The following is a 25,028-nucleotide window of genomic DNA, read 5'->3' as shown; positions in this document are numbered from 1 at the left end:
GGCGGGGCTTTTTCGTATCGGGGATACAGTTATCCCGATTCCACATTTGCGTGGTTGCGAATTCGCAGAAATCCTATCTGGCTTCATCGAAGGCGAAATATCCGCTAGCTCCGTACGATAGTTCCGCAACGAGCTTTTTCCTGATGGCAACGGAATAATCCGCATATTTGTTGATATGCATGACGAAGGCGTCCGACCCGAGGACGACATGTCCAGCGTAATAGCGGGCAAGGTCTCCCCCATCGTCGGATATGGCCAGCCCGTTGATCGTTACGCGCATTTCTTTCGCGCGACGGCGCGCGTGATGCAGCGAGATAACGTTTTCCCGCTTTGGACCCAGGGTTTCCCGACCGTCACCCGAGATGTCGATGACCGATCGGCGGGCGCATAGATCGGAAGACGAAAGTCGGTCAAGCGCCGCCCAGATGCCATTACCAATGTCGGTATTGCCATAAACCGCCCGGAGATTGGTTTCGATCTTGCGTGCGAAGAACTCTGCGCCCTCTCCACGGTTCACAACGACCCAATCCAACTCTTGCGATGGCAGCTGGCCGTCGCCCCAGAACACCGCGGACACCGCAACGATCCCTGCCCCTTTCATTGCGTGTAGAACGGCCTTGTCACGGAATGCCGTCGCTATCGAACTGGTCTGGAACCGATACTCTCCTTCATCGACACTATCGGAGCCGTCTACCGCGAGAACAAGCGCGACATCGACGCAGCCAAGCGCTGGAAACACCGTGCCTGCAATGTGGAACAGTGCGGAAGACAGACATAGCAACGTCGGTCGCATGGCCCCCCACCCATGTTTGGATTCATCGAAACCAAACCAGAGGCATAATATCATGGCTGCGAGTGAAACTCTGTAACCCAAAAGATTGGAATCGGCCGCCGAATAGAGCGGCCATGCGATCCGTCGCAAGTGCATTCAGTTCTTGAAGACGGTGCAGGCGCCGCCGGCGGAGCGGATCTGGGCGCAGACCTTATCCGCCTCGGGCCGGGTCTGCCTTGCGATGCGGGCCACATATCGAGGCCGGAAGCCGAAGCTCCTGTCACGCTTACGGAAAATCAGCGGCTGTTCGGCATTCAGCGGCGCCGGCAGGCGATTGACGACCCGGAAGAAGAGGCTGCGGGCGACCTGTCCCTGCGGGTTCGAAGCGAGCTGGACGCCCCAGGGCGCCCATATGCCCTCCGGCTGGAAGGCGGGTTCCTTCAGGTTTTTCGTCCGGGCGAGCGCAACGCAGGCGTCGACGAAGGACTTGTCCTTGTCGAGGGGGGCGGCCGCGACGTCAGGCGGCGTATCCTTCCATTCGTCGGCGGTGTGACCGGTGATCGAAAGCACGTAGCCGCGCGTTTCATAGGGAAGGCCGCCTGAGGCAAGGAAGTTGGACAAGCCGGCCTCTCCTGCATTGTATGCGGCGGCGGCCAGACCGAGATTGCCGAAGCGATTGCGAAGTTCGTCCAGATATTCCGCCGAGGCGCGCAAGGATTTCAACACGTCGAGGCTGTCTTCCAGTCCGCGAAGCTTTGCCGTTCCCGGCATGAACTGGGCGATCCCCTGCGCACCTTTCATGCTCAGCGCATCCGGCTGGAACCGGCTTTCCTTCCAGATCAGCCTTGCAAAGTAATCCGGCGGCAGCCTGTTGGCGCCCGCGAAGTGCTCGATCGCGCCGCAGAGATCCTTGTCATAGCTTTCCTTGCGGATGCAGAGCGTTGCTCCGGGATCGGTCTGAGAGGGGCCGAGATACATGCAGCCTGAAAGAGCCGGCTTGGGGTCTGGATGTGGCTCCGGCTGGGCGCTGGCCGGCTGAGCGGCGGAATGGAAAAGCGGGATGGAAACGCAGAGGGTAAGGATCGTCCTCAGGACGCGGGACTGCTGGTCACTCTTTTCCAACCGGTCACCTCAGCTTCTTCGATACCGATACAAGCATTCCCTCAAGCCGCGGGGCAAAGACTAATATACTTTTTAGCATCGGCAAATATGTGTCATACGCACGGTGGGCCCGGTCCGCGGGCGCTTTCCCTTGACAATCGGACGCAAAAGCCTGAATCGGTCCGCTTCCCTGATATGAGAGACAGGACAGAATGGCCGGAACGACGGAAAAGGATGAAAAGCCCCTCTTCGGGCGCCCCTGGATCTTTATCCGCGGCGTTCCGGCGATGAAGTTCCTGCCGCCTGAGGGACCACCGGAAGTCGCCTTCGCCGGCCGCTCCAATGTCGGCAAGTCGTCGCTGATCAATGCGCTGGTCGGCCACAAGGGTCTGGCACGCACCTCGAATACGCCGGGCCGCACCCAGGAGCTCAACTATTTCGTGCCCGAGGGCTATTCCGGCGAAGCGGGCGACCTGCCGCCGATGGCGCTGGTCGACATGCCGGGCTATGGCTACGCGCAGGCGCCGAAGGAACATGTCGATGCCTGGACCAAGCTCGTCTTCGATTATCTGCGCGGCCGTTCGACGCTGAAGCGCGTCTACCTGCTGATCGACAGCCGTCACGGCATCAAGAAGAATGACGAGGAGGTCATGACCCTGCTCGACAAGGCAGCGGTTTCCTATCAGGTGGTGCTGACGAAGACGGACAAGATCAAGGAAGCGGGTGTGCCGAGGCTGATTGCCGAGACGACCGAAAAGATCCGCAAGCGGCCTGCAGCCTATCCCGGGATTATCGCGACCTCCTCCGAAGAGAACGAGGGGCTGGACGAGTTGCGCCGCGCGATCGGCGATACGGTCGAGATTGCAAATATCTGACGCAAAAGGGCCGCCGCCCCCGATCGGGCAAGCGACGGCCAAAGCTGCCGAGAAACCTTACATTTTCGGCAACAGGACCTTGTCGATCACGTGGATCACGCCGTTCGACTGCTTCACGTCGGCAATGGTGACGTGAGCGATGCCCCCGGCCTCGTCCGTCAGGGTTATCTTGCCACCCTTGTCCATTGCCTTGATGGTGCAGCCGCCGACTGTCTTCAGGTCGTATTCGCCACCATTGCCCATCGTCATCTTCTTGATGGCCGAGGCCATCTCGTCGCCGGCGACGACGTGGCAGGTAAGGATCTTCACAAGTTGCGCCTTGTTCTCCGGCTTCAGCAACGTCTGAACCGTGCCCGGCGGCAGTTTATTGAAAGCCTCGTTGGTCGGAGCGAAAACGGTGAACGGGCCTTTGCCTTCCAGCGTATCGACCAGGCCGCCGGCCTTGACCGCGGCGACCAGCGTGGTGTGATCCTTGGAGTTCACGGCGTTCTCGACGATGTTCTTCGTCGCATACATCGGCGCGCCGCCGACGACAGGGTTCTTCGCATAGGCGAGGCTCGAGCCAGCCGAAAGCGCTGCCGCAATCGCAACGATGCGGATCGTAGTCCTGATCATATGTCTAATCCTCTTCCTCTTTTGGCCCCTATCGCAGCTTGCCTTAGCGCTTGCCGTTCATCGCCGGGGGTATTGGAAGTACGAAGAGGCCGGAAAAAGAGTTTCAGCCGAAATGAGATTCTTCAAAACCCGCGGCGCAGTTCATCGCTGCCGCCCGTAGCGGTGACGGAGACCGTTTCGAAGAATCGTTCAGGGGATACGCGCGGTGCCCGAGGCCACGACGTCGCCGGTCGGCTTGCCGGTCGGCGAACCGCCGAAGGGCTCGATGCTGACGGCAAGCACGTCGCCCTCGGAGATCTGGCCGCGAATATTCTGCGGGATCGCGAGTTCGCCCTCGCCCGTCTGCGGCAGGACGCCAAGGGCGATCGCGGGATCGCTGCCCTTGATCAGCCACAGCTCCAGCGATTTTTCCTCAGGCTGGCCCGAGGCCACGGGTGTCACGCGCAGCTTGCCGCTTTGGGCGTTATAGCTCGCCATCAAGGCAATGGCGCTGTTCTGAGCCGAGAGGGCCGCTACCAACGGCTTGCCGCCCTGTTGAGGCTTGATGAGGTTGGCGTTGAAAATGACGACGCCGGCAGCAAACACGAGAGAGGCAAGCGCCACGACGCGCCAGAGCAGCAAGGAATTCCAAAGATTTCCGCCCGCGCGATACTCGCCGAATATCCGCTGCTCGATCTTCGGAAAGACCGCCGCCGAAGGCACGATGCTCTCATATTCCTCATTGAAGCCGGAAAGGTTCTGTTCCCAGCGGGTAACGATCGCGGCAAACTGCCGGTCGCTGCGCATCCGCTTTTCCACCTTCTGCCGATCTTCCAGCGAAAGCACTCCAAGCACATATTCACCGGCGAGCACCTCGTCGCGGGAGCGTCCCCCTTTGCTTTGATCCGGTGTGGTCATCGGTCCATGCACTCTCTCAGTTTGATCAGGCTTCGGCGCAGCCATGTGCGCATCGTATTCAGCGGAACCGCATATTGCTCTGCAAGTTCCTGGTAGCTCAGACCTTCGACATAGGCGCTTCTAACAGCCTGTGCACGATCAGCTTCCAACTCTTCCATGCACCTGTCAATCCGCCTTCCCTCTCCCTTTATCTCCGCCTGGCGTTCGGGCCCCGGCTCGGCATCCGCCAGATCGTAGACCGTGTCGATTTCATCCGCCACAGGCTTTCTTGAGCGTATCATATCAATCGATTGATTGCGCGCGATTGCCATCAACCACGGCATGGCCGGGTTGTCGGATGCGGCAAAACGATCAGAGCGCTGCCAGATCTTCACGTAAGTTTCCTGGAGAGATTCTTCTGCATCGGTCCTGTCTTTCAGGATACGGAGACATATGGCAAAGAGTTTCGGACTTGTTTTCTTGTAGAGATCGGAAAACGCATTTTGATCCTGCAGGGCAACGCGGCTGATCAGCATGGCTATATCGTCACTGGCCATCAAATCCCTCGAATGCGTCCAAAGTTGATCATATTCGTAAAATCACATGGACAGCAAGCCATGCAGGCTCGTCGCCACAGCCTCTAGTACGCAGAAAACTAATCCCGAGATCATTATTCCATCTGTCAAAAAGTTGAGATAAAAGGCCGCGATCAATTCCCAAGGGGTATGCCATGAACGAGTCCGAGAGCGAAATCCAAGCACGTCTTCTGGCCCAGGCGCTGCCCTTCATGCAGCGCTACGAAAACAAGACGATCGTGGTGAAATATGGCGGCCACGCCATGGGCAACCCCGAACTCGGCAAGGCTTTCGCCAGCGACATCGCTCTCCTCAAGCAATCCGGCGTCAATCCGATCGTCGTCCACGGCGGCGGGCCGCAGATCGGCGCGATGCTGAGCAAGATGGGCATCGAATCGAAATTCGAAGGCGGCCTTCGCGTCACCGACGCCAAGACGGTCGAAATCGTCGAGATGGTTCTTGCCGGCTCGATCAACAAGGAGATCGTCGCCCTCATCAACCAGACCGGCGAATGGGCGATCGGCCTCTGCGGCAAGGATGGCAACATGGTCTTCGCCGAAAAGGCGCGAAAGACCATAAAGGACCCGGATTCCAACATCGAGCGGGTGCTCGATCTCGGCTTCGTCGGCGAGGTGGTCGAGGTCGACCGCACGTTGCTCGACCTGCTTGCCCGCTCGGAAATGATCCCGGTCATCGCCCCGGTCGCTCCCGGCCGCGACGGCGCGACCTATAACATCAACGCCGATACTTTCGCCGGCGCCATCGCCGGTGCGCTGAACGCCACCCGCCTGCTCTTCCTGACGGATGTTCCCGGCGTTCTCGACAAGCAGGGCAATCTCATCAAGGAACTCTCCGTCGCCCAGGCGCATGCCCTGATCGCCGACGGCACGATTTCCGGCGGCATGATCCCGAAGGTCGAGACCTGCATCGACGCGATCAAGGCGGGTGTCCAGGGCGTCGTCATTCTGAACGGCAAGACGGCCCATTCGGTCCTTCTCGAGATCTTTACCGAGCACGGCGTCGGAACATTGATCGTTCCCTGAGCGATCGGTTCCAGAGGCTTACGGCGGCGGCAATGCGATACACATCATCGTGTTGCCGCAGGAAAAACGCGCCGCAACCGGTCCATCCGGCTTCTTTCTTCATTCGAACTGTGATGTTGTCTCCGCCGAAATAGCGGTGCATGCCTCAGCCGTGGCATCCGACAGGCCGGCCGGCAGGGTCGCGCTGTCATTTGCAAGGGCCGACAACGCCGCCCTGGCCGGAATCATCACATGTCGAAATCGTCCGAAGCCGTGCATCCCGAAGGAACGTCGGCCGTCGTCTGGGCCGGCTTCATCGCCATGTGCGCCGGCATGTTCATGGCGATACTCGACGTCCAGGTCGTGGCCACATCCCTGCCGACGATCCAGTCTGCCCTCGACATCGATCCCGACCAGATGAGCTGGATACAGACCGCCTATCTCATCGCCGAGGTGGTCGCCATTCCGCTGACCGGCTTTCTGACGAGGCTGCTGTCGATGCGCTGGCTTTTCGTCACGGCGCTCGGCCTGTTCGTGTTCGCCTCTGCAGGCTGCGCGTCCAGCGGAAGTTTCGGTGAGCTCGTCGCATGGCGCGTGCTGCAAGGCTTTTCCGGCGGAACGCTGATACCCTCGGTGTTTTCTGCCGTCTTCATCCTGTTTCCCGAGCGACGGCAGGCTGTCGCCACGACCATTGCCGGCGTCCTTGCGGTTCTTGCTCCAACGGTCGGGCCGATCGTTGGAGGCTGGCTCACGGAGACGTATTCCTGGCACTGGCTGTTTCTCATCAATATTCTTCCAGGTATTGCCGCGGCTCTTGTTGCGGGATGGTTCCTGCCCCGACGACAGGTCGACTTTTCCGAACTCAGGCAGCTCGACGTCCTTTCCTTGGTCGTGATGGCAATTGCGCTGACAAGCCTGGAGCTTTCCCTGAAAGAGGCGCCGACCAACGGCTGGATATCGCCTTGGGTAATCGGCCCGCTTGCACTGTTTCTTGCTGCCGGATCCTTTTTCGTCCGGCGATCGCGCCGCAAGCGGCATCCTGTCGTCGATCTTCATAATTTCCGCGACCGGAATTTCGTGGCGGGCTGCATTCTCAGTTTCGTGCTTGGGATCGGCCTGTTCGGTTCCGTCTATCTGATGCCGGTTTTCCTCGCTTTCATCAGGGGACACAATGCGCTGGAGATCGGAATGACCATGCTGGTCACCGGCATCGTCCAACTGATTACGGCGCCGATCGCCGTCGCGCTGGAAAAGCGCATGGACGCGCGCCTGCTCTCGGCGATCGGCTTTGCGCTTTTTGCGCTCGGGCTTGGAATGAGCACCTTCCAGGACCCGCGATCGGATTACGATGCGATGTTCTGGCCGCAGGTCATTCGCGGCGCCGCCATCATGTTCTGCCTGCTGCCGCCGACGCGCCTGGCGCTCGGCACGCTGCCGCCGGAGCGCATTCCCGATGCCAGCGGCCTTTTCAATCTGATGCGCAATCTCGGGGGCGCCATCGGGATCGCGCTGATCGATACGGTCATCTACACCCGATCGGAGCCGCTCGGGCAAAGGCTGTGGGAGCGGCTGCAGAGCGGCGACACCGACACGGCGGCCTTTATCGGTGCGCCGGCGCAAACTGTCATCGGACACACCGGCGCCTTTGATGCCGATGTGACGGCAACGCTTGATCCGCTCGTTCAGACCGCCGCCAGCGTCGAGGCTATCAACGAGGCCTGGCTCGCCATCGCGATCCTGACCGCCTGCGCCATCCTCTGCGTGCCGTTTGCGAGAAAAGCGATGCCGCAGAGCGAGATTCAAAGTATATGAACTCGCCGGACGGCATGAAATATGGCGGCCATCGGAATACCGTCGCGACCACGGAATGCGGAGATTTCCAATGAGGACCCTATCGATCCTGGCGGCAACGTTTTTGACGATGGCCGGCCTCGCCAATGCTTCCGACCCCCTGCTTGGAAACTGGAAGACGCAAAACGGCGAGACATCGGAAATCAGCCGTTGCGGTTCAGGCTACTGCATCACCGCCAAGACCGGACAATATGCGGGACGGCAGATCGGCACGTTCAGCGGCAAGGATGACAGCTACAGCGGCAAGATCACCGATCCGCAGACCAACAGGACCTATAGCGGAACGCTCAAGGTGTCGGGCGACAGCATAAAGCTGACGGGCTGCGCGATGAACGTGCTATGCAAGTCCCAGACCTGGACGCGCCGCTAATGCTGCATGAGCGCGGTCAGCGGTAGACCGCCGCGGCCTCGGCCTTCAGCCATTCGATCATCGCACGATAGGGTCCCGGGCCGTAGCTGATGCGGCTGACGCCGAGTTTGGCCATGGTGGCATTGTCGGGCGTCGTCGGGCGGACCATGATGTTGACCGGCAGGGCGACTTTTTCGCATAGCCCGCCGATCAAGTCAGGGTCGACAAGGCCGGGCGCGAAAAAGCCGCTGGCTCCGGCGGCTTCGAAGGCTTTGGCGCGATCGAGCGCTTCGTCCATGACGCCGGCATGTTTTGCGGTATCCGCCTCCTGCAGGAAGATGTCGGTGCGTGCGTTGATGAAAAGCGGCATGCCGCGGCGGTCGGCCATCGCGCGGATTGCACGGATACGCTCGGCCTGCAGCGCGATCGGATGAAGCCCTGTGCCGCCGACAGCCTGATCCTCGAAATTGATGCCGACGGCGCCGGCATCGATGATCTTGGAGACATTGGCGGCGACATCGTCCGACGCCACGGCATAGCCGCCCTCAAAATCGACGGAAAGCGGAAGATCGACGCTCGATGCGATCAGCCGGGCGATCTCGGCCAGGAACGGCAAGGGGATGTTTTCGCCATCGCCGAAACCGTGGGCGGCGGCGATCGACCAGCTTCCGGTCGCAAGCGCCTTGGCGCCTGAGGCAGCGACCGCGCCTGCCGTCCCGGCATCCCAGATGTTATAGAGGATTACCGGGCTGCCTTTGACATGCAGCGCTGCGAACGACTTTGCCTTCTCGACCTCACTCATCCCATTTCCTCCCCGAATTTGCGACGCTCTTACGTCATAGCGCCCGCCATACATGTCGGCAATGACAGCTACTGACAGCATGGGCAGACATATTTCCATTTCCCTCGCCTGATACCCATGCCATAACGCCCGTCATGACACAGACAAAGACCAAGCCCGCCAAGGCCGATTTCGCTGATATCCGCGACTGGGTGTTCGATCTCGACAACACGCTCTATCCGCATCACGTCGATCTCTTCTCGCAGATCGACAAGAACATGACGGCCTATGTGTCGACGCTGCTGCAGATGGAGCGCGACGAGGCGCGGAAACTGCAGAAGCAGTACTATCTGGACCACGGCACGACGCTGCAGGGGCTGATGATCCATCATGGCGTCGATCCTGACGACTTCCTCGAAAAGGCGCATGCCATCGACTATTCGCACCTGATGCCGCAGCCGGAACTGGCTTCAGCCATCAAGGCGCTTCCGGGGCGGAAGTTCATCTTCACCAATGGCAGTGTCAAACATGCTCAGGCAACGGCCGGAGCGCTCGGTATCCTCGATCATTTCGACGATATCTTCGATATCGTTGCGGCCGGCTATGTTCCCAAGCCCGCAAGCGCCACCTACGACAAGTTTAAGGCGCTCAACCGGGTCGATACGAAAAAGGCGGTCATGTTCGAGGACCTGCCGCGCAATCTCACGGTCCCGAAAGCACTCGGCATGCGCACCGTGCTGCTCGTGCCGCAGAACCTCGAGGACACCGTGACCGAATGGTGGGAGCGGCACAGCGACGAGGACAGGAACGTCGACTACATCACCGACGATCTGACCACATTTCTTAACGAAATTATCTAAGCCGCTGGATTACAAAAGTTTCATCCATCTTACAGGAGTTTAACTGGTCCTTACGATGGGTGAGGCCTACCTTTGATTTTGTCCACTCGGCAACGAAAGGTAACAAGATGAACGGGAAAAAGATTCTGATCGCGGCGCTTTCTTCGACCCTGCTGGTCGGCGCAGCCGCGACCGCAGCACTGGCCGCGACCGGCGATAATCACGGCAAGATGGGCCATCACGGCAAGATGCATCAGGGCCGCGACGGCCGCCAGGGCTGGCACCGCATGGGTCCGCCGCCGGAAGTCATCTTCATCCGCATGGTCAAAGAGTTCGACACCAATGGCGACTTCAAGGTCTCCAAGGAAGAATTCACCGCCGGCATCGACAAGATCTACGACCAGATCGACGCGAACCACGACGGCCAAGTCACGCCTGCCGAACTCAAGACCTATCGCCAGGACAAGATGAAGGCCTGGCGGGACGCGCACAAGAACGACACGGCGCAGAACGACCAGAATGGCGACCAGACCGCCAAGCCGGGCGACGGCGACCAGGCCCGGCCTCACCACGGCCGCCATGGCGGTCACGGCCCCTGGATGCGCGAAGCCCGCATGATGGAAGTCATGATGTTTGCCCGCGTCGACACTGACGGCAGCGGCCAGATCAGCAAGGCTGAGGCAGAAGCCTTTGCCAACAAGGTCTTCGACCGGATGGATCGCAACCATGACGGCGTGATTTCGATCGACGACATGCCGGATCGGCCGTTCCCGTAAGCATTCGAAAGCCGGCGCTCCTCCCCGTCGGAAAGGCCCGCCTCGCATCGCGATGGCGGGCCTAATTCATATCAGGGCTCGACGGCCTCGGGGCTGAGGTCGTGCTCGCCTGCGTGCTCGTAGAAATCCGCGACGATCTTCCACGCTTCTTCGGCGGTCTCGACGAAGCTGATCAGCTTGACGTCGTCAGGCGCAATCGTTCCAAACTCCGCCAGTGCCTCAAAATTGATGACCTTATGCCAGAAGGCGGCACCGAAAAGGATGAGCGGCAGGCGCTCCATGCGCCCCGTCTGGATGAGTGTCAGGCATTCGAAGAACTCGTCCATCGTGCCGAAACCACCGGGGAAGACCGCGATGGCCTTGGCCCGCACCATGAAATGCATCTTGCGGATCGCGAAATAGTGGAAATTGAAGCTCAGCTCCGGTGTCACGTAGACGTTGGGCGCCTGCTCGTGCGGAAGAACGATGTTGAGGCCGATCGAAGGCGCTCCCACCTCGGCTGCACCGCGATTGCCCGCTTCCATCACGCCAGGGCCGCCGCCTGTAACGATGACATATTCATGGAAATCAAAGCCAGCCGAATATTTCGAGCAGAGACGGGCAAACTTGCGTGCCTCATCATAATAGATCGAGGCCGCTTCCAGGTTGGCGCGCTGCGTCTCGTTGCGCGCTGCCCAGGCGGCCTGGCCCGGCGCCGGAATACGCGCGCCGCCGAACATGACGACGGTCGACTTGATGCCGCGCTCCGTCAGCAGCATTTCCGTCTTCAACAGCTCCAGTTGCAGGCGGATCGGCCGCAATTCCTCGCGGCAGAGGAAATCCTCGTCGGCATAGGCAAGGCGGTAGGCTGGGGATAGCGACTGCGGCGTCTTCGGCACGGCCTCGGCGCGTTGCTTGTCGGCGGAACTCGTCTTCAACGGATCCCAGACCCCGTCCTTGCGCCGCAATTTGCCGTTCTTCGCCTTTGCCATTTCAGAATGCCTTTCAATAGATAATCCGGCCCGTCACCGCATTTGCGGGACAGCCTCTCGATTCATATGCCGCCTGAAGCCTTGAAGCCAAGTACAATCCAATCCGAAAAATCATTCCATTTTCCGGGGCCTTGCTGTAGAGCAGAACACCGGTCAACCGACAGTATTTCCGGATATTCTCCGGCATGCACGATATCCATTGAAGTTTAAGGATTTCCCATGAGCGCCACCGATCTCACCTCGCTTGAAAAGACCATCGAAGCTGCTTTCGACAATCGCGACAATGTGAATACGTCGACACGCGGCGAAATTCGCGACGCTGTCGAAGCTGCTTTGGAACTGCTCGACGGGGGTAAAGCGCGGGTGGCCGAGCGGGGCAGTGACGGCAACTGGACCGTCAACCAGTGGCTCAAGAAGGCGGTCCTTCTCTCCTTCCGCCTGAATGACATGGCGATCGTCGACGGCGGCCCGGGCGGTTCCACCTGGTGGGACAAGGTACCGTCGAAGTTCGAAGGCTGGGGCGAAAACCGCTTCCGGGAAGCCGGCTTCCGCGCCGTGCCGAACGCCGTCGTCCGCCGTTCGGCATATATCGCGCCGAACGCGATCCTGATGCCCTCCTTCGTCAACCTCGGCGCCTATGTCGGCGAAGGTACGATGGTCGACACGTGGGCGACGGTCGGCTCCTGCGCCCAGATTGGCAAGCACGTGCATCTTTCCGGCGGCGTCGGCATCGGCGGTGTTCTGGAGCCGATGCAGGCCGGCCCGACGATCATCGAGGACAATTGCTTCATCGGCGCCCGTTCGGAAGTGGTCGAAGGCTGCATCATTCGTGAAGGATCCGTGCTCGGCATGGGCGTCTTCATCGGCAAGTCGACCAAGATCGTCGATCGCGCCACCGGCGAGATCACCTATGGCGAAGTGCCGCCCTACTCCGTCGTCGTCGCCGGCTCGCTGCCGGCGGCAAAGCCGATGGGCAACGGCCAGCCCGGCCCCGGCCTTTACTGCGCCGTCATCGTCAAGCGTGTCGACGAGCAGACCCGCTCGAAGACCGGCATCAACGAACTGCTGCGCGACTAAGCGCTGAAGACCGAGGCGCCACGGTTTCGCGGCGCCTCTTATGGGAGGACGCCGAGCCCATTTTTCACGGGCGATAATTTTCATGACGTCTTTCCAGACTTGCCATCGCTTTGCCATTTCCCGCCGGATAATCCGCCCCCGATGACATCAGATCCCGTTGCCAATCTTCAGACTTTGATTCGCTGCCCTTCCGTCACGCCGGCCGAAGGCGGGGCGCTTTCTGCGCTTGCAGACATGCTCTTGCCCCTCGGCTTCAAGGTCGATCGCATGACGGCATCGGAGGCCGGAATGCCCGACATCGAAAACCTCTATGCGCGGCTCGGAAACGCCGGCCCGCATTTGATGTTTGCCGGACATACGGATGTGGTTCCGGTTGGCGACGAAGCGTCCTGGAGCCATCCGCCCTTTGCGGCTGACATTGCCAACGGCGAGCTTTTCGGCCGTGGCGCGGTCGACATGAAGGGCGGGATTGCCTGTTTTGCGGCGGCTGTCGCCCGCTACATCGAGAAGCATGGCGCGCCCAAAGGCTCCGTCTCCTTCCTGATAACCGGCGACGAGGAAGGCCCTGCGATCAACGGGACGATCAAGCTCCTGCAATGGGCCGCCGAGAAAGGTGAGCGCTGGGACGCTGCCGTCGTCGGCGAACCGACCAATCCGGACCGGCTCGGTGACATGATCAAGATCGGCCGTCGCGGCTCGCTTTCGGGAAAGATCATCGTTCATGGGGTCCAGGGTCACGCGGCCTATCCGCACCTGGCGGATAATCCGGTGCGTGGCATGCTGGCGCTGGCCCAGGCGCTGATGGACCCGCCATTCGATCACGGGACTGAGAATTTCCAGCCGTCGAACCTCGAGGTGACGACAGTTGATGTCGGCAACGCGGCGACCAATGTCATTCCGGCAAAGGCAACGGCGAGCTTCAACATCCGCTTCAACGACACCTGGACGGCAGACACGCTGAAGGCGGAGATCATTGCGCGGCTGGACAAGGCCGCAGCAGACCAGACACTTCGCCCTGGCCGTGAGCCGGCTAAATATGAAATCATCTGGGCGGACCGGCCGAGCCATGTCTTCCTGACGCGCAACAACGCTCTGATCGCCTCGCTCTCCTCCTCGATCCAGACGGTCACCGGCCAAGCGCCAAAACTGTCGACGACGGGGGGCACCTCGGATGCGCGCTTCATCAAGGATTATTGCCCTGTCGTGGAGTTCGGGCTTGTCGGCCAGACCATGCACATGGTCGACGAGCGCGTCGCGCTTTCGGACATGGAGACGCTGACTGTGATCTATGAAACCTTCATCGAACGATGGTTTGCGAATGCCGTCGTTTAAGGAGGTCCAATATTATCTCGCCGGTCTCTGGCTGCTGGTTCGCATGGACCAGCGCGGCTTTCGCTATCTCGATATTTCCGATCGCGGCGTCCTGCGCTCCTTCTGGGCGATCCTTTGGTGCATCCCACCGATGGGTATTACATGGATATGGTGGGAGCGTCTCTATCTGGCTGCCATGCCGCCCCAAAGCTCGGTCGGGCCTGCATTCTTCTTTCGGCTTGGACTGGTGGAAGCGGCAAGCTGGCTGGTGCCGCTGATCCTCGCCGGCGTGATGCTGCTCATCTTCAAGACGGGCGAAAAATTCGCGCCGATCGTGGTGACCGTCAACTGGCTAGGCCTGCCGCTGTCCTATCTCAATGCGCTTTTGATCGCATTCGTCGCTTTCGTGCCGGGATCGGAAGGGCTGACCGCCATACTCTGGTACGCGCTGATGCTGGCGCTGATCTTTGTGCTCGCCCGCATCCTGCGGATGATCTGCGGCGCGTATCCGCTCTTCGTCGGTGGTTTGACGCTGGTGCTTCTGGTACCTTCCATGCTGCTCACCGATTTCCTGCAGCGCTTCCTCGGCATCTATCCGCCAAGCTGAAGAGCGATCACTCGTCTGCCTCGTCAAGCGAGACGGGGCAGAAATCCGGATCGTCCGGATAATCCACCTGCATGAAATAAAGCCCTTCCGGCGGAGCGACAGGGCCGCAGGCCTTGCGGTCACGAGCCTCCAGCGCCGCTCTTACGTCATCGGGCGTCCACTTGCCTTCGCCCGCCATTTTCAGCGTGCCGGCAAAGGAACGTATCTGGTTGTGGAGGAAACTCTGGGCCGTGGCGCGGATTTCGATCAGATCGCCGCTGCGCGTCACATCCAGCCGGTCGAGCGTTCTGACAGGACTGTTTGCCTGGCAATGGGCGGAGCGGAAGGTGGTGAAATCGTGCTTGCCGACCAGTGTCTGCGCCGCGGCATGCATGACCTCGTGGTCCAGATGCTTTGCGACCCACCAGGCACGGCCGAGTTCGAGGGCGAGCGGTGCGCGGCGGCTGATGATGCGATAGAGATAGTGCCGGCGCAGCGCTGAAAAACGGGCGTCGAAGCGAGCATCGACCTCCTTGACATCGAAGACCGAGACCCGCTCTCCGCCGAGCTTCAAATGGGCGTTCAGCGCATTCTGCAGCTTGAAGGTCGACCACTCCTTCGACAGATCCGCATGCATTACCTGGCCCATGGCATGCACGCCGGAATCGGTGCGGCCGGCACCGCGAATGGACACGGTCTCTGATGTCAGCGACAGGATCGCCTTTTCGATCGCGCCTTGAACCGAAGGGCCATTGTCCTGACGCTGCCAGCCGACATAGGGGATACCGTCATATTCGACGGTCATGCGGTATCGCGGCATCAGGCAAGCCTCGTGCCCGGCGCTATCGGTGTGCCGCGCAGGAAATCGGCCGCATCGAGCGGCTTGCCGCCGGCCCTCTGCAGTCTCGTCAGGCGCACGGCACCGCTCGCACAGGCGATGACGAGATCATCCGTCAGCACCTCGCCGGGCTGGTCGACGCCTTCCGCAACCTGCGAGCCAAGCACCTTGATCCGCTCAGGTTTCCCGGCAATCGCCGCCTCGAACCAGGCGCCGGGGAAAGGCGAAAGGCCGCGAATGTGATTGTGCACCTCTACGCCCGACTTGGCGAAATCGATACGCGTCTCGCCCTTGTCGATCTTGGCGGCATAGATCGCGCCTTCCGCCGGCTGCGGCGTCAGGGGCAATTCGTCCAGTTCGAGCTTCGTCATCGCCTCGGCCATCGCCTTGGCGCCGACAAACATCATCTTGTCGTGCAATTCGCCCCCGGTCATGGCCTCGCTGATCTCGACCTCCCGCGTCAGGGCGATCGGGCCGGTATCCAGACCCTTGTCCATCTTCATGACCATCATGCCGGTCTTCTTGTCGCCGGCCATGATCGCACGTTGCAGGGGGGCGGCACCGCGCCAGCGCGGCAATAGCGAGGCGTGGCCGTTATAGCAGCCATGGCGCGTGCCATCGAGGATCGCCTGTGGCAACAGCAGGCCGTAGGCGACGACAACTGCAACGTCGGCCTTGAAGTCAATGAAACGCTGACGATCTTCCTGATTTTTGAAATTTATGGGCGTCAGCACGGGCAGGCCCAGCAACTCTGCCGCCTGATGCACCGGAGATTTCTGCAGATCGAGGCCACGCCGCCCGCCTGGACGTGGCGGTTGCGCATAGACGGCGACGATCCTGTGGCCAGCATCGACCAGGGCGCGCAAGGTCGGGACCGAAAATTCGGGCGTACCCATGAAGATGATGCTAAGCGACATTCAAGCGTCCACTATTTTGTTCAGGCGCCTTCAAACGGGTTTACGAGCTTGAGATCAAGCCCCTCGAAGTCTTTTGTATTGCGCGACGCCAGCGTCGCGCCATGCGCGAGGCAGATCGCGGCGATCATGGCGTCCTGAACCGAGATCGGCCGGCCAATGGCTTCTCGTCGGGCGCGCAGCCTTCCGGTCTCGATCGCGGCTACAATGTTCCACTCCAGAACGCGATTTCGAAACTGACCCGTCATCAGATTGTCGAGGGCGCGGTAGAAACGATCAGAGCCGGACTTGAGGAAGGTCTTTTCGGCCCCATAAATCTGCTCCATCACGACGACGGAACAGAGATAGAAGCTGGAATTATCTTCTCGGGCGATCCAGCTCAGGACATTCTCTTGCGGACGCTCTTTTCCCAATTCCGAAACGACGTTCGTATCGAGAACGATCATTCAAAGTCCTCGACGGGCCTGCCGAAGTCAGTCTTACGTTCAGCCTCGATCTCATCCATGATCTTGGCAAACTCGTCGCCCGATGCGCCCGCATCCACAAACGCCCTACGGATCGCGTCGAAGGTGGAACCGCCGTTCGGCTCCATGTCTGCGTGAGTCGCGATCATGCCCTTTCGCAAAAGGTTCTTTGCCTCATCCGAAAGGCTGTTGCCGTTCTTCTCGGCGAGCTCGGCAATATCGAGCTTCATTGCTTCCGGCACATTGCGGATCAGAAGATCACCCATAAGCACCTCCTATTTTGATATCAGCGATATCATAGGGATGGCAGGCGGCATTTTCAACCGCCGACTCAGAGCGCCTTGGTCTTGGCCGCCTTGGTGAACTTCTTGATCACCATTTCCCGCTTCAGCCGCGAGATATAGTCGATGAAGAGAACGCCGTTCAGGTGGTCGATCTCGTGCTGCAAGCAGGTGGCGAGCAGGCCATCGGCATCGACCAGCTGTTCCTTGCCGTCGCGGTCCAGATACTTGACCTTTACCGTCGCCGGCCGCTCGACTTCGGCATAATAATCCGGGATCGACAGGCAGCCCTCTTCATAGACCGAACGCTCGTCCGAAGAGGTAAGGATTTCCGGATTGATGAAGACGAGCGGCTGCTTTTCCTCGCCCTCGCGGGCAACATCGATAACCAGCATGCGGCGGGGTACGCCGATCTGGATGGCGGCCAGCCCGATACCAGGGGCATCGTACATGGTTTCAAGCATGTCGTCGGCAAGGCGCTTGATATCAACGTCCACGCGCTCAATCGGAGTGGACGCTTGGCGCAGCAGGGGATCGGGCAGAATGATAAGAGGCTTGATCGTCATGAAGTCTCCCATAACGCATCTTGTTACGGGAGGGAATTATCAACTTGGCGGGCAAAGTGTTTTTTGCCGAAAGCCGCGCTCAGGCTGCGCGGCGGTCCGTGACCGGCTCGATCGCTTTCCCGTCGAGGCGCGTTGCAAAGCCGCTCAGCAGGTCGATCAGATTGTCCACTTCGGTACGGAGTTGCTTCGTCTCGGCCGAGGTACGCTCGACCATGGCCGCGTTCTGCTGGGTGATGGTGTCCATGTTGCGGATGGCGACACTGACCTCGCTGACGCCCAGCGCCTGATCCTTGGCGGCTGATGCAATGTCCGCGACGAAGCGGTTGATGCCGTCGATGCGGCTGATCATGTCGGTCAGCGCCGTGCCAGTATTCGAGACGATATCGACGCCCGCATCGACCTGCGCGGAGCTCTGGGAGATCAAGTTCTTGATCTCCTTGGCTGCTTCGGCCGAGCGTTGCGCCAGCTGGCGAACTTCCTGCGCGACCACGGCAAAGCCCTTGCCCGCATCCCCCGCACGTGCTGCCTCGACGCCGGCATTCAGCGCCAGAAGGTTGGTCTGGAAGGCGATCTCGTCGATGACGCCGATGATCTTGGAGATTTCGGTCGAGGATTTTTCGATCTCGGCCATGGCGGAAACCGCGCTGGTGACCAGTTCGCCCGAGCTCTTTGCCTGATGCTGGGTGTCGCTGACGGCAGCCGAGGCCTTCTGAGCGTTCGCAGCCGTCTGGCCGACGCTGACCGAAAGCTGCTGCAGGGCCGCCGAGCTTTCCTCGACGCCTGCCGCCTGCTGCGCGGTGCGCATGGCAAGATCATCAGTTGCCTTGGTAATCGTGTCAGTGCCGCTCATGATGCCGTCGGAGCGCTTGCGCACCGAGACGATGGAGTGACGCAGTGACGCAACGGCGTTGTTGTAGTCTGCCGCCATCTGGCGGAAGTTGCCCGGCAGGTCCTCCGGCAGCGTCGCTTCCAGATTTCCCTTCGACAGAGCGTCTAGGCCGCGACGCAGATGGTCCATGGCGATCTGCTGGTCGGCCTCGGCCCGGGCACGTTCTGCCTCAAGCGCCTGGCGCTTCTCCTCGATGGCCTGAAGGTAGACGGAGATCGAATAGTCGATGTCAAGTAGAGAGGCCTTGATCACGGCGGAGAGCTTCTCGCCCAGTGCCTTGGCGTGCTGCCTGCCGAACATGAAGGGCCATTGCTTCTCCATGACGCCCTTGACCAGTTCCGACATGACCAGCGCATAGCCGCCGATATACCAGCGGGGCTCAAGGCCGATACGGGCATGGGTCTTGCCGACAGTCGTAACGCCGGAGACATAGGTCTGATCGAAATTGCCGTTCGAAAGATTGCCCCAATGGCCCTGTTGCGCCTTTTTCGCCCCAGCCATATGCGACTTGTCGCGGAAGAAATGGGAAACGGCAGGCGTCCGGCCCATCTTGTCGTAGAACTTGTCGAGAGCACCGCCCAACAAGCCGGTCAACGTGGGGCGCAGATCGCGAAGGGTCCGGCGCGTCGCCTCGTCCATCTCAATGAAATCCAGGCGTTCTTTCAGCGCGGTCTCTGATGTCTCGGACTTCATTGTCAAATCTCTATTCTGGTAAACGCGGGGCCCGAATGGGTGGCGAACGAAGAAAATGTCATTTGGCAATACACTTCTGCGAATATCGTTGATCATTGGTTAAGTAGCCTCTCAAAAAGTGAAGTTCGGTAAGTATCTCTCGCTCCGGTAACTTTGTTCACGTTTTGATCTGGATATTGTGATTTATTTTGTTATGCTCGCGCCATGAACCCTGCGAACGCTCCTGCCGAAACCATCCTCATTCTTGGCCATGCCGTTCCGATGACGACATTGCTCGTCTCGGCTGGCGCTCTCGCCCTTTGCGTGGCGGTCTTAATCTTTTGTGCCGCGACTGTCAGGCGGCGATCGCAGGAGGCGGCGGATCGCGCCGCAGACAGCGAGAGGGGAATGGCGGAGCTGCTGCGGGTCCAGGCCGAGATGCAGGGCCGGCTTGCCACCATGGCCGAGGTGTTCGGATCGAGGCAGGCGGAACTCAACCAATCGATAGGCCAGCGGCTCGACGGAATGACGCAGCGGATGAACGCCACCATCGGCGAACAGACGCGGACGACCCATGAAAACCTGAGGCGGCTGCAGGAGCGTCTTGCCGTCATCGATGCCGCCCAGACCAATATCCAGTCTTTGGCGAAGGATGTGGTCGGGCTTCAGGCGATCCTGTCCAACAAGCAGACCCGCGGCGCCTTCGGCCAGTCGCGCATGGAGACGATCGTTGCGGACGGACTGCCGATGGGCGCTTATACCTTTCAACAGACACTTTCGAACGGATCGCGCCCGGATTGCACGATCCAGATGCCGAACGGCCTGCCGCCACTGGTCATCGACGCGAAATTTCCGTTGGAGGCGTGGAATGCCATCCGAGACGCCGGCGGTCCCGAGCAGGCCAAGGCGGCGGCCCAGCAATTCCGGCGCGACATGGATGTCCATATCCGTGATGTGTCGGAGAAATACCTGATCCAGGGCGAGACGCAGGACACGGCTTTCCTCTTCGTGCCATCGGAATCGATCTTCGCCGAAATCCACGAGAATTTCGAAACGATCGTGCAAAAGGCGCATCGGGCGCGGATCGTCATCGTTTCGCCGTCGCTGCTGATGCTGTCGATCCAGGTCATCCAGTCCGTTCTCAAGGATCAGCGGATGCGCGAGCAGGCGCATCTGATCCAGGGCGAAGTGGCGCATCTGATGGACGACCTTTCCCGGCTCGACGAGCGGGTCCGCAAGCTGCAGGGGCATTTCGCCATGGCACAGAAGGATGTCGACATGATCGTCACATCAGCGGACAAACTGACGCGCCGTGGCCAGAGGATCGAGGCGCTGGAATTCGAAGCCGGTCCGAAATCGGAAACCGTGGCCGAGGCGCCGAAGACTGTGGAGAGCCGGACGGGACTTCTGAAGCTTCGGGTGGTTGACGAGGACTGACCGCTTCAGGCAGTGTCGCGCCAAAATCAGTTAGGGCGGACCCATTCCATGATCACTGTTTTCGGCTCCATCAATATGGACCTTATCGCCACCACCGAGCGCCTGCCGAAGCCCGGCGAGACCGTTGCCGGCAACGGCTTCTCGACGGCAGCCGGCGGCAAAGGCGCCAACCAGGCGCTCGCCGCCCGCCGCGCCGGTTCGTCGGTGCGCATGTCCGGAGCCGTCGGTCAGGATGGATTTGCGAGCCCCGCCCTTGAATTGCTGGATGGCGCCGGAACCGACCTTTCCGCCGTCAAGCGTGTGTCGGAGCCAACAGGTACGGCGCTCATCCTCGTCGGTGGCGACGGAGAAAACATGATCGCGGTCGTCCCGGGCGCAAATGGAACGGTGACATCAGCGGATGCCACGGCGGCCGTCGCAGCGCTTCAGCCTGAAGATACTCTCATGCTTCAGCTTGAAATCCCCGTCGCTGCCGTCGAGCAGGCGCTGTCGGAAGCGAAGGCGAAGGGTGTTACGACGATCCTCAATCTCGCGCCACTCATTCCCGACGCGCCCCGCCTCGGTCGGCTGGCCGACATCGTGATCGCCAACGAGACCGAGTTCGAACGGCTGGCGGCGCAAGAAGGCATGACTGCTGCTGATCGCGAAGAGGCGCTCAAGCGGCTGCACGGCGAGACCGGCCAGACCTTGATCGTGACACTCGGCGGCGACGGCGTCATCGCCATTCGCGACGGCCACATCTCCAGGGCAAAGGGGCTCGTCATCGAACCCGTCGATACGGTCGGGGCAGGCGATACGTTCTGCGGCTATTTCGCAGCCAGCCTCGACGACGGACTGGAGTTCGAGGCAGCGCTCCGTCGCGCCGCCGTTGCCGGATCGCTTGCCTGCCTGAAGGCGGGCGCGCAGCCGTCGATTCCTGTCGCATCCGAAGTCGCCGCCAAGCTCTGAGACGGCCCCAAGGTCGCGGTTGAAACAGGATGCGTCGCATTGAGCGAAACGCCGGTTTTCCGGCGTTTCCGAGCGTTCAATAAAGGTGCAATTAATCAAATTTTTGCGGTTGTGGACCATATTTGGTGCAGCCTGCGGCACCTATCATCGTGCTGACGGATCCCCCGGCGATCCCATGATGGGATCCTCCTGTACCGACCTTGCCCGCGGATAATGTCATCCGAAGCATCGTTTTCTCGAGGGAATGATGTCCATCTTCCGTATGAAGTCGCTCGCGGCCAAGCTCATCTTGGTGACCGGTGTCGCGATTGCGCTCGTGCTTTTCATCTCGAATTTCTATTTGATCTCTCAAACACGCGACCGTGTGCAGACCCTGACCATGGATCAGGCGAATTCGGAAGCCAAGTCGATCTCCAACGAGATCGCCGCCAATATCGGCGAACTCGCCAGCGCCGCCCGCTCGATGGCCGGCATTGTCGGCCGCGCACATGCCGGACATAATCTCGATCGCAAGGGCATCATCAACATCCTCAAGGCAAATGTTGAGCAGAATGCCTTCGCCTTCGGCAGCTGGTTCTGCGAACAGCTTGGCACCTTCGACGGCAAGACGATGGAACTGGCCAACAACAAGGATCAAGGCGTAAACGAGAAGGGTGCCTTCACGCCCTACTGGTCGAAGACCAAGGATGGCGGCATCCAGTTCTCCACCTTCGACAACGACTATACGGCTGAATGGTGGAAGCTCGCCGCCGACAGCGGTAAGGGCGCCATCACTGCGCCTTATATGGCCGAGGGCACCGACGTTCCGACCCTCATGAGCTCGATCGCCTATCCGGTCCTGTCGAACGGCAAGATGATCGGTGTTGCCGGCGTCGACATCTCGCTCGCCTCGCTTTCGGACAAGCTGCAGAAGCTGCACCCCTTCGGCAGCGGCCGCGTCATGCTGGTTTCCCAGGGTGGCAAGTGGCTGGTTGCGCCCGATGCCAAGCTGCTGATGAAGGACTATCAGGGCGACGGCATCGAGAAGGTCAAGTCCGCGCTGAGCTCACAGACACCGGGCCTCATCAAGGATCTCGGCAAGGATACCAGCGAGCCCTATGACCGCGTTGTTTATCCCTTCGCTGTCCCCGGCCTGAACGCCACCTGGGTCGTTCTCGTCGATGTGCCGCACAGCGCCGTCGCCGGACCGGTCACTGACCAGACCTATACGATGATCATTGCCGGCCTGATCGTGCTCGCTGCCGTCATGCTCGCACTCTACTTCGCGGTTCGCTCCTTCGTGCAGAGCCCGCTCGGCGGTCTCGTCGCCAGCGTCGGCAGCCTCAGCGCCGGCAATTACGCCGAGCCGGTTGCCGGCCAGGATCGTGCAGACGAAATCGGCTCAGTCGCCAAGGCTCTCGAAGGCTTCCGCTTTGCGCTTGCCGACACGAAGCGGCTAGAAAGCGAAGCCAACGAGCAGCGTCACGCCGCCGAATCCGAGCGCACCCGCTCTGAAGTGGAACGCAACGACTCCGTCGCGCTGCAGCGGCGCATCGTCTCGACGCTGGGTGAAAGCCTGGCCGAGCTCTCGCATGGCAATCTCGGCTATCGCATCGCCGAGACCTTCCCGGGCGAGTATGCCCAGCTGAAGGAAGACTTCAACAATGCGCTCGCCAGCCTCGAAGAGACCATCGGCACGATGAACCTCAGCGTCGGCAATATCGGCAACGGTACCGGCGAGATCAGCAACAGCGCTTCGGATCTCGCCCGCCGCACCGAACAGCAGGCAGCAAGCCTCGAGGAAACTGCCGCAGCGCTGAATGAGCTTACCGCCCAGGTCAACTCCAGCGCCGAGAACGCCCGCACGGCTGCGGCAAGCGTCAATGCAGCATCCGAGGATGCCGAGAAATCAGGCGGGATCGTCCAGAAGGCGATCGCCTCCATGCAGGGTATCGAGCAATCCTCGACCGAGGTCTCGCGCATCATCGGCGTCATCGACGAGATCGCCTTCCAGACCAACCTGCTGGCGCTGAATGCCGGCGTCGAAGCGGCCCGCGCCGGTGAAGCCGGCAAAGGCTTTGCGGTCGTTGCCCAGGAAGTGCGCGAACTGGCCCAGCGTTCGGCCAATGCCGCCAAGGAGATCAAGACGCTCATCAACACCTCGGCCGGTCAGGTCAAGGAAGGCGTCGATCTCGTCGGCCGGACCGGCAGCGCGCTGCACAAAATCGCCGAGCAGGTCATGGAGATCAACGGCCTCATCCGCCAGATCTCGGCATCCGCCAGCGAACAGGCAATCGGGCTCAAGGAGATCAACTCCGCGATGAACCAGATGGACCAGGTCACCCAGCAGAATGCTGCCATGGTGGAAGAAACGACTGCCGCCAGCGTCGCGCTGAACGACGAGGCCCAGACCCTGAAGGCGCTGGTCACCCGCTTCCGCATCTCCGGCCAGGGTGCTCAGCCTATCGCCGCGCTGCGCGCTGCGGCCCAGCAGATGCGCGCACCCACGCCGGTCCGCCGCGCGGCTCCCGCGCCGGCACCGGCTCGCCGCCCTCAGCCGCAGGTCCAGGGCGCAACCGCGCTTGCTCAGGATGATTGGGAAGAATTCTGAGAGACGATAAGCTGCCGAAGTTAAGAAGCCGCCGGAGCGATCCGGCGGCTTTTTTCATGCAAACAAATATCTCGTCTGTGACGTCAAATCCTGGCGAATCGCTCGGTCAGGAGCGCGAAGAAGCCGTCGGCGTCGACATTGCGCATGACCTTGGCATTGCGCTTGCGGTCGGTCACGTGCCACCAATCGACCACGGTCATGCCGACCGTCAGTTCCGACTTGGTCTCGATCTCGACATTGCACTCCCGGCCCTGAAACAGCTCCGGCTTCAAGAGATAGGCAACCGTCGTCGGGTCGTGGAGCGGGCCGCCGTCGGATCCATACTTCTCGACATCGAAACGCTCGAAGAACTGCAGCATCTCGACCATGGCAATGGCAGGCGGCGTACCGATATCGGCCATGCGCTGGACGCGATCCTTTTTCGTCAGCAGCTGATGCGTGACATCGAGCGGCATCATGACGATTGGAACACCGGAGCGGAAAACGATATCGGCGGCTTCGGGGTCGACGTAGATATTGAACTCGGCAGCCGGCGTGATGTTGCCGCCCTCGAAGAAGCCGCCGCCCATCATGACAAGCTCACGCACCCGGCCGACGACATCGGGCGCCTTCTGGAAAGCCATGGCGACATTGGTCAAGGGGCCTAGGGTGCAGAGCGTGACGGAACCTTCCGGCTCGTTGCGCAATGTCTCCACGATGAAATCGACTCCGTGCTGCGCCTGCAGCGCCATGGTCGGCTCGGCGAGTTCAGGGCCGTCGAGACCCGTCTTGCCATGCACATGTTCGGCGGTCACCAGTTTGCGGGCGATCGGCCTGTCGGCGCCGGCAAAGACCTTGATGTCGCGGCGGTCGCACAGCTCGCAGATGATGCGCGCATTGCGGCTGGTCAGAGACAGCGGCACGTTGCCGGCGACCGTCGTGATGCCCAGCACCTCGAGCTCTTCCCTGCTGCCAAAGGCCAGCATGATTGCGGCGGCATCATCCTGTCCCGGATCGGTATCGATGATAATCTTTCGTGGCTCGGCCATGGTCCCTGGGTCTCTTTCAATTCC

At 60.6% G+C, this 25,028-nt stretch carries 26 protein-coding genes; 12 read left to right on the top strand and 14 right to left on the bottom strand.

Translation table 11 applies throughout. From position 1 onward, the window contains the following. Positions 1-73: 73 nt before the first annotated feature. Positions 74-793, bottom strand: a complete 720-nt coding sequence (locus DTW90_RS07980) for a DUF1194 domain-containing protein (RefSeq protein WP_165927783.1) — start codon at positions 791-793, stop codon at positions 74-76. A 135-nt stretch (positions 794-928) separates the two neighbouring features. Beyond that, positions 929-1,894, bottom strand: a complete 966-nt coding sequence (locus tag DTW90_RS07975; RefSeq protein ID WP_246664910.1) for a lytic transglycosylase domain-containing protein — start codon at positions 1,892-1,894, stop codon at positions 929-931. A 191-nt stretch (positions 1,895-2,085) separates the two neighbouring features. Here DTW90_RS07975 and yihA point away from each other — a divergent pair, with 191 nt between their 5' ends. Further along, entirely contained in the window at positions 2,086-2,748 is a 663-nt protein-coding gene (gene yihA / locus DTW90_RS07970) for a ribosome biogenesis GTP-binding protein YihA/YsxC (RefSeq protein WP_149337532.1), read from the top strand. 57 nt (positions 2,749-2,805) lie between these two features. Here the strand turns inward: yihA and DTW90_RS07965 are convergent, their stop codons facing one another. The 3 genes from DTW90_RS07965 to DTW90_RS07955 form a co-directional block, all read right to left on the bottom strand. Continuing rightward, entirely contained in the window at positions 2,806-3,363 is a 558-nt protein-coding gene (locus DTW90_RS07965) for a fasciclin domain-containing protein (RefSeq protein ID WP_149337530.1), read from the bottom strand. Positions 3,364-3,552: 189 nt separating this feature from the next. Then, entirely contained in the window at positions 3,553-4,260 is a 708-nt protein-coding gene (locus DTW90_RS07960; RefSeq protein ID WP_132520776.1) for an anti-sigma factor, read from the bottom strand. Beyond that, a complete protein-coding gene (locus DTW90_RS07955) occupies positions 4,257-4,796 on the bottom strand; it encodes a sigma-70 family RNA polymerase sigma factor (protein ID WP_149337528.1) in 540 nt (179 codons plus the stop codon). The genes DTW90_RS07960 and DTW90_RS07955 overlap by 4 nt, the downstream gene beginning before the upstream one ends. 173 nt (positions 4,797-4,969) lie before the next feature. Between DTW90_RS07955 and argB the strand changes: the two genes are divergently transcribed. From argB to DTW90_RS07940, 3 genes are all read left to right on the top strand, one after another. Next, positions 4,970-5,857: an acetylglutamate kinase gene (gene argB, locus DTW90_RS07950; protein WP_132520770.1), complete on the top strand. Its 888-nt coding sequence runs from the start codon at positions 4,970-4,972 to the stop codon at positions 5,855-5,857. Positions 5,858-6,088: 231 nt separating this feature from the next. Next, positions 6,089-7,648 (top strand): DHA2 family efflux MFS transporter permease subunit, encoded by a 1,560-nt coding sequence (locus DTW90_RS07945; protein ID WP_149337527.1) that lies wholly within the window; start codon positions 6,089-6,091, stop codon positions 7,646-7,648. A 70-nt stretch (positions 7,649-7,718) separates the two neighbouring features. Continuing rightward, positions 7,719-8,057 carry a DUF2147 domain-containing protein gene (locus tag DTW90_RS07940; protein WP_149337525.1) on the top strand — a complete coding sequence of 113 codons (339 nt, stop codon included), beginning with the start codon at positions 7,719-7,721 and terminating at the stop codon, positions 8,055-8,057. 16 nt (positions 8,058-8,073) lie between these two features. On the opposite strand, the gene DTW90_RS07935 is transcribed toward DTW90_RS07940, so the two are convergent. After that, complete coding sequence (locus DTW90_RS07935) at positions 8,074-8,838, bottom strand: isocitrate lyase/phosphoenolpyruvate mutase family protein (protein WP_149337523.1); 765 nt, start codon at positions 8,836-8,838, stop codon at positions 8,074-8,076. Between the two features lie 134 nt (positions 8,839-8,972). Between DTW90_RS07935 and DTW90_RS07930 the strand changes: the two genes are divergently transcribed. After that, a complete protein-coding gene (locus DTW90_RS07930) occupies positions 8,973-9,677 on the top strand; it encodes a pyrimidine 5'-nucleotidase (RefSeq protein WP_149337521.1) in 705 nt (234 codons plus the stop codon). 107 nt (positions 9,678-9,784) lie between these two features. After that, positions 9,785-10,432, top strand: a complete 648-nt coding sequence (locus DTW90_RS07925) for a calcium-binding protein (protein ID WP_149337519.1) — start codon at positions 9,785-9,787, stop codon at positions 10,430-10,432. Between the two features lie 71 nt (positions 10,433-10,503). On the opposite strand, the gene DTW90_RS07920 is transcribed toward DTW90_RS07925, so the two are convergent. After that, the gene (locus tag DTW90_RS07920; protein WP_132520752.1) at positions 10,504-11,403 is read right to left on the bottom strand and encodes an LOG family protein; all 900 of its coding nucleotides are present in this window, start codon (positions 11,401-11,403) and stop codon (positions 10,504-10,506) included. Positions 11,404-11,622: 219 nt separating this feature from the next. Here DTW90_RS07920 and dapD point away from each other — a divergent pair, with 219 nt between their 5' ends. From dapD to DTW90_RS07905, 3 genes are all read left to right on the top strand, one after another. After that, complete coding sequence (gene dapD, locus DTW90_RS07915) at positions 11,623-12,480, top strand: 2,3,4,5-tetrahydropyridine-2,6-dicarboxylate N-succinyltransferase (RefSeq protein ID WP_149337517.1); 858 nt, start codon at positions 11,623-11,625, stop codon at positions 12,478-12,480. A 141-nt stretch (positions 12,481-12,621) separates the two neighbouring features. Next, positions 12,622-13,812, top strand: coding sequence for a succinyl-diaminopimelate desuccinylase (gene dapE, locus DTW90_RS07910; RefSeq protein WP_149337515.1), 1,191 nt, complete (start codon positions 12,622-12,624; stop codon positions 13,810-13,812). Then, the gene (locus tag DTW90_RS07905; RefSeq protein ID WP_132520744.1) at positions 13,799-14,398 is read left to right on the top strand and encodes a hypothetical protein; all 600 of its coding nucleotides are present in this window, start codon (positions 13,799-13,801) and stop codon (positions 14,396-14,398) included. Before dapE ends, DTW90_RS07905 begins: the two co-directional genes overlap by 14 nt. 7 nt (positions 14,399-14,405) lie before the next feature. On the opposite strand, the gene truA is transcribed toward DTW90_RS07905, so the two are convergent. The 6 genes from truA to DTW90_RS07875 all read right to left on the bottom strand — a co-directional run bounded on the left by truA (position 14,406) and on the right by DTW90_RS07875 (position 19,022). Continuing rightward, entirely contained in the window at positions 14,406-15,197 is a 792-nt protein-coding gene (gene truA, locus DTW90_RS07900; RefSeq protein ID WP_149337513.1) for a tRNA pseudouridine(38-40) synthase TruA, read from the bottom strand. Next, positions 15,197-16,132, bottom strand: coding sequence for a methionyl-tRNA formyltransferase (fmt, locus tag DTW90_RS07895; protein ID WP_149337511.1), 936 nt, complete (start codon positions 16,130-16,132; stop codon positions 15,197-15,199). Before fmt ends, truA begins: the two co-directional genes overlap by 1 nt. 20 nt (positions 16,133-16,152) lie before the next feature. Continuing rightward, positions 16,153-16,575, bottom strand: a complete 423-nt coding sequence (locus DTW90_RS07890; protein ID WP_149337509.1) for a type II toxin-antitoxin system VapC family toxin — start codon at positions 16,573-16,575, stop codon at positions 16,153-16,155. Continuing rightward, the gene (locus DTW90_RS07885) at positions 16,572-16,859 is read right to left on the bottom strand and encodes a plasmid stabilization protein (RefSeq protein ID WP_149337507.1); all 288 of its coding nucleotides are present in this window, start codon (positions 16,857-16,859) and stop codon (positions 16,572-16,574) included. Before DTW90_RS07885 ends, DTW90_RS07890 begins: the two co-directional genes overlap by 4 nt. Before the next feature lie 65 nt (positions 16,860-16,924). Continuing rightward, entirely contained in the window at positions 16,925-17,440 is a 516-nt protein-coding gene (gene def / locus DTW90_RS07880; protein WP_149337506.1) for a peptide deformylase, read from the bottom strand. Positions 17,441-17,519: 79 nt separating this feature from the next. Continuing rightward, positions 17,520-19,022 carry a globin-coupled sensor protein gene (locus tag DTW90_RS07875; RefSeq protein ID WP_149337504.1) on the bottom strand — a complete coding sequence of 501 codons (1,503 nt, stop codon included), beginning with the start codon at positions 19,020-19,022 and terminating at the stop codon, positions 17,520-17,522. A 261-nt stretch (positions 19,023-19,283) separates the two neighbouring features. Here DTW90_RS07875 and DTW90_RS07870 point away from each other — a divergent pair, with 261 nt between their 5' ends. The 3 genes from DTW90_RS07870 (at position 19,284) to DTW90_RS07860 (ending at position 23,976) form a co-directional block, all read left to right on the top strand. Further along, entirely contained in the window at positions 19,284-20,438 is a 1,155-nt protein-coding gene (locus tag DTW90_RS07870; protein WP_149338380.1) for a DNA recombination protein RmuC, read from the top strand. Between the two features lie 48 nt (positions 20,439-20,486). Continuing rightward, positions 20,487-21,386 carry a ribokinase gene (locus DTW90_RS07865; RefSeq protein ID WP_149337502.1) on the top strand — a complete coding sequence of 300 codons (900 nt, stop codon included), beginning with the start codon at positions 20,487-20,489 and terminating at the stop codon, positions 21,384-21,386. A 247-nt stretch (positions 21,387-21,633) separates the two neighbouring features. Continuing rightward, a complete protein-coding gene (locus DTW90_RS07860; protein WP_132520719.1) occupies positions 21,634-23,976 on the top strand; it encodes a methyl-accepting chemotaxis protein in 2,343 nt (780 codons plus the stop codon). A gap of 83 nt (positions 23,977-24,059) precedes the next feature. On the opposite strand, the gene DTW90_RS07855 is transcribed toward DTW90_RS07860, so the two are convergent. After that, the gene (locus DTW90_RS07855; protein ID WP_132520716.1) at positions 24,060-25,004 is read right to left on the bottom strand and encodes a nucleoside hydrolase; all 945 of its coding nucleotides are present in this window, start codon (positions 25,002-25,004) and stop codon (positions 24,060-24,062) included. Between the last annotated feature and the right edge of the window lie 24 nt (positions 25,005-25,028).

The organism is Neorhizobium sp. P12A (genome assembly GCF_008365395.1).
Lineage (GTDB): Bacteria > Pseudomonadota > Alphaproteobacteria > Rhizobiales > Rhizobiaceae > Rhizobium.
The sequence above is the reverse complement of the archived record's forward strand: the minus strand, read 5'-3'. Positions and strand labels throughout refer to the sequence as shown.

Coding starts and splice junctions, on each gene's coding strand:
- DTW90_RS07945 (WP_149337527.1), top strand. CDS start 6,089: ATGTCGAAATCGTCCGAAGCCGTGCATCCCGAAGGAACGTCGGCCGTC.
- DTW90_RS07925 (WP_149337519.1), top strand. CDS start 9,785: ATGAACGGGAAAAAGATTCTGATCGCGGCGCTTTCTTCGACCCTGCTG.
- DTW90_RS07960 (WP_132520776.1), bottom strand. CDS start 4,260: ATGACCACACCGGATCAAAGCAAAGGGGGACGCTCCCGCGACGAGGTG.
- DTW90_RS07855 (WP_132520716.1), bottom strand. CDS start 25,004: ATGGCCGAGCCACGAAAGATTATCATCGATACCGATCCGGGACAGGAT.
- DTW90_RS07930 (WP_149337521.1), top strand. CDS start 8,973: ATGACACAGACAAAGACCAAGCCCGCCAAGGCCGATTTCGCTGATATC.
- DTW90_RS07870 (WP_149338380.1), top strand. CDS start 19,284: ATGACGACATTGCTCGTCTCGGCTGGCGCTCTCGCCCTTTGCGTGGCG.
- DTW90_RS07920 (WP_132520752.1), bottom strand. CDS start 11,403: ATGGCAAAGGCGAAGAACGGCAAATTGCGGCGCAAGGACGGGGTCTGG.
- DTW90_RS07965 (WP_149337530.1), bottom strand. CDS start 3,363: ATGATCAGGACTACGATCCGCATCGTTGCGATTGCGGCAGCGCTTTCG.
- argB (WP_132520770.1), top strand. CDS start 4,970: ATGAACGAGTCCGAGAGCGAAATCCAAGCACGTCTTCTGGCCCAGGCG.
- def (WP_149337506.1), bottom strand. CDS start 17,440: ATGACGATCAAGCCTCTTATCATTCTGCCCGATCCCCTGCTGCGCCAA.
- DTW90_RS07890 (WP_149337509.1), bottom strand. CDS start 16,575: ATGATCGTTCTCGATACGAACGTCGTTTCGGAATTGGGAAAAGAGCGT.
- dapD (WP_149337517.1), top strand. CDS start 11,623: ATGAGCGCCACCGATCTCACCTCGCTTGAAAAGACCATCGAAGCTGCT.
- DTW90_RS07860 (WP_132520719.1), top strand. CDS start 21,634: ATGTCCATCTTCCGTATGAAGTCGCTCGCGGCCAAGCTCATCTTGGTG.
- DTW90_RS07935 (WP_149337523.1), bottom strand. CDS start 8,838: ATGAGTGAGGTCGAGAAGGCAAAGTCGTTCGCAGCGCTGCATGTCAAA.
- DTW90_RS07865 (WP_149337502.1), top strand. CDS start 20,487: ATGATCACTGTTTTCGGCTCCATCAATATGGACCTTATCGCCACCACC.
- DTW90_RS07875 (WP_149337504.1), bottom strand. CDS start 19,022: ATGAAGTCCGAGACATCAGAGACCGCGCTGAAAGAACGCCTGGATTTC.
- fmt (WP_149337511.1), bottom strand. CDS start 16,132: ATGTCGCTTAGCATCATCTTCATGGGTACGCCCGAATTTTCGGTCCCG.
- DTW90_RS07885 (WP_149337507.1), bottom strand. CDS start 16,859: ATGGGTGATCTTCTGATCCGCAATGTGCCGGAAGCAATGAAGCTCGAT.
- yihA (WP_149337532.1), top strand. CDS start 2,086: ATGGCCGGAACGACGGAAAAGGATGAAAAGCCCCTCTTCGGGCGCCCC.
- DTW90_RS07955 (WP_149337528.1), bottom strand. CDS start 4,796: ATGGCCAGTGACGATATAGCCATGCTGATCAGCCGCGTTGCCCTGCAG.
- DTW90_RS07905 (WP_132520744.1), top strand. CDS start 13,799: ATGCCGTCGTTTAAGGAGGTCCAATATTATCTCGCCGGTCTCTGGCTG.
- DTW90_RS07980 (WP_165927783.1), bottom strand. CDS start 793: ATGCGACCGACGTTGCTATGTCTGTCTTCCGCACTGTTCCACATTGCA.
- truA (WP_149337513.1), bottom strand. CDS start 15,197: ATGCCGCGATACCGCATGACCGTCGAATATGACGGTATCCCCTATGTC.
- dapE (WP_149337515.1), top strand. CDS start 12,622: ATGACATCAGATCCCGTTGCCAATCTTCAGACTTTGATTCGCTGCCCT.
- DTW90_RS07940 (WP_149337525.1), top strand. CDS start 7,719: ATGAGGACCCTATCGATCCTGGCGGCAACGTTTTTGACGATGGCCGGC.